Annotated in this window: 3 protein-coding genes; all 3 read right to left on the bottom strand. The window is 69.9% G+C overall.

The genetic code is table 11. The features are described 5' to 3' along the window. Positions 1 to 172: 172 nt before the first annotated feature. The gene (locus WBP48_RS10525) at positions 173 to 949 is read right to left on the bottom strand and encodes an electron transfer flavoprotein subunit beta/FixA family protein (RefSeq protein ID WP_424440035.1); all 777 of its coding nucleotides are present in this window, start codon (positions 947 to 949) and stop codon (positions 173 to 175) included. 105 nt (positions 950 to 1,054) lie between these two features. After that, entirely contained in the window at positions 1,055 to 1,831 is a 777-nt protein-coding gene (locus WBP48_RS10520; RefSeq protein WP_424440032.1) for an enoyl-CoA hydratase-related protein, read from the bottom strand. Positions 1,832 to 1,885: 54 nt separating this feature from the next. Beyond that, positions 1,886 to 2,620: PfkB family carbohydrate kinase (locus tag WBP48_RS10515; protein WP_424440029.1), on the bottom strand; the 735-nt coding region annotated here is incomplete at its 5' end.

Here is a 2,620-nt window from a genome sequence, read left to right as displayed (position 1 = left end):
GGCGAGCGCCGCGTGCGCGGATTCCGCCGCGACGATCAACGCGACCGGCGTCCCAATGCCAGCTGCCGCGCCCAGCAGTCCCGCCGAGGATCTCGCGAGCTCGCCCGCGGGGGTGACGTCGAGCAGGACGAGAATCGAGTCCGATGCGAAATCAACCATGACGACGCTCCCTTCAGGCCAGGCGGTTCTCGATGAGGAAAGCGGCGAGCTTGTCACCGGCATCCCCTTCGTCGACGATCTTGATGCCCGCTCCGCGCGGCGGCTTCTCGTTGACGGCCGTCATGATCGACTGTGGCACGACGCCCGGGTCGATCTCGACCCCGAGGTCAGCGAGCGAGACGGTCTCGAACGGCTTCTTCTTCGCCGCCATGATCCCCTTGAAATTCGGGAACCGGGCATCGGGCAGGGCCTCGGTGATCGAGATGACAGCGGGAAGAGCCGCCGTGACCTGCGCGGCGCCGAAGTCGGTCGCACGGGTTCCCGAGACCTCGCTGTCGGAGATGGTCACGGCCGACAGCGCCGTAGCGTGCGCGACGCCGAGGTGCTCGGCGAGCATCGCCGGGATGACGCCTCCCGAGCCGTCCGTCGAGAGGTTCCCCGTGATGACCAGGTCGAACCCGGCACGCCGCACGGCGGCGGCGAGCACCGTCGCGGTCACCCCGAGATCGGCGCCCACGAGGGCCGGATCGACGACCTGCAGCGCCGAAGCCGCGCCCATCGCGAGACCCTTGCGGATGGTCGCGGCGGACTCCTCGGGAGTCATCGAGACGACGATGACCTCGGTGCCCGGGTGCGCGTCGGCGTACGAGAGGGCGACCTCGAGGGCACGCTCGCCGATCTCGTCGAGCACCCTCTCGGATGCGGCGCGGTCGGCGAGACCGGTCTCCAGATTCAGCTTCCGGTCGCCATAGGTGTCGGGGACTTCTTTGACCAGCACCACGATCTTCATTGCGGCTCCTTCGAGATGGAATCAGTCTACGAGGTGCGACGCAGTATCACTGGCCATGAGACTGCGGATCATCCCTGAGGTGTGTCCGGCTGCGGCCCGAAGCGGTCAGCGGTGCGTGAAGTGCGCGGCGCGCTTCTCACGGAATGCGGCCATGCCCTCCTTCTGATCGTCCAGACCGAAGAGCGACGCGAACACCTGACGCTCGAAGCGCAGACCCTCGGATGCCGTGGTCTCCAGCGACGCGCGCAGGGACTCCTTCGCGGCGTAGACGACGGGCAGCGATTTCGCGGCGATCGCCTCGGCGGTCTTCGACGCCTCGTCGAGCAGGTCGGCGGCGGGCACGACGCGGGATACGAGGCCCGATCGCTCGGCCTCGTCGGCATCCATCATTCGGCCGGTCAATACCAGCTCGGCCGCCTTGTAGTACCCGATCGCGCGCGGCAGCCGCTGCGTCCCGCCGAGGCCGGGGATGATGCCGAGGGTGATCTCGGGCTGGCCGAAGCGCGCCGTGTCGGCGGCGAGGATGATGTCGCAGGCCATCGCGAGCTCGCAGCCGCCGCCGAGGGCATAGCCGGCGACCGCGGCGACGACGGGGGTGCGCACGCGGCTGAAGGCCTCCAAACCCGCGAACGGGTTCTGCATCGACATGTCGCGCGGGGTCTTGTCCGCCATCTGCTTGATGTCGGCCCCGGCGGCGAAAGCCCTCGCCGAACCAGTGAGGACGAGGCAGCCGACGCCCTCGTCGGCGTCGAAGGCGGTCGCGGCGGCGGCGAGCTCGTCGACCAAGGTGGAGTTGAGCGCGTTGAGCGCCTCGGGACGGTTGAGCGTGATCCAGCCGACGCGTCCGCGCTGTTCGACCAGGATCGTCGTGAATTCGGTCATGTCCTCATCGTCGCACGGGCGCCGGAGCAGACGAAGACACGTCGAGCGGCGACCCTACCGCGACGGCGGACGTGCCCCTAGCCATCCGACGGATTCGGCGGCGGCGGCAGTCGCGGCGGCGACCGCGGCGGACAGTTCGGCACCTTTCGCGAGCGCGGACGCCAGGGTGCCCAGGAAGGTGTCACCGGCGCCGGTCGTGTCCACCACCTCGTCGGCAAGGACGGCGGGAACGGAGTAGACCCCACCCGGCTCGGCCACTTCGGAGCCATCGGCGCCCATCGTGACGACGACCGAACGCGCACCGGTCGCCCGCTGCACCTCGCGCGCCAGGCCAGCAGGCAACGTCGACTCGGACGCTGCCCCGATGATCGACCGCGCCTCGTGCTGATTGACGACGATCGGGTCGGCTGCGGCGAGGGTGGATGCCGGGAGCGGAATCGTCGGCCCGTCGTTCAAGATGAGCCGCGTGCGCGCAGCCGTGCACCAGGCCGCAACCGCGGAGATGACGGCGGCAGAAACCTCGGTCTGCAGCACGACGACACCGGGATCGGTGCGTCCGAGGACCTCGACGGCGTGCGCCGCCGTCAGCGCCCCGTTCGCTCCGGGCACGACCGTGATCGCGTTCTCGCCTTCGGGCGTCACCGCGATGAACGCCATCCCCGTAGGACCGGGGACGACCACGATCTCGGAGACGTCGACGCCGACCCGCCGCAACTCCTCGACCTGTTCCGCGCCCTCGGCGTCCGTGCCCACCGCGGCGACGAGGAGCGTCGGCGCGCCGGCACGCGC

It is taken from the genome of Microbacterium sp., from assembly GCF_049661145.1.
GTDB lineage: Bacteria > Actinomycetota > Actinomycetes > Actinomycetales > Microbacteriaceae > Microbacterium.
The sequence above is the reverse complement of the archived record's forward strand: the minus strand, read 5'-3'. Positions and strand labels throughout refer to the sequence as shown.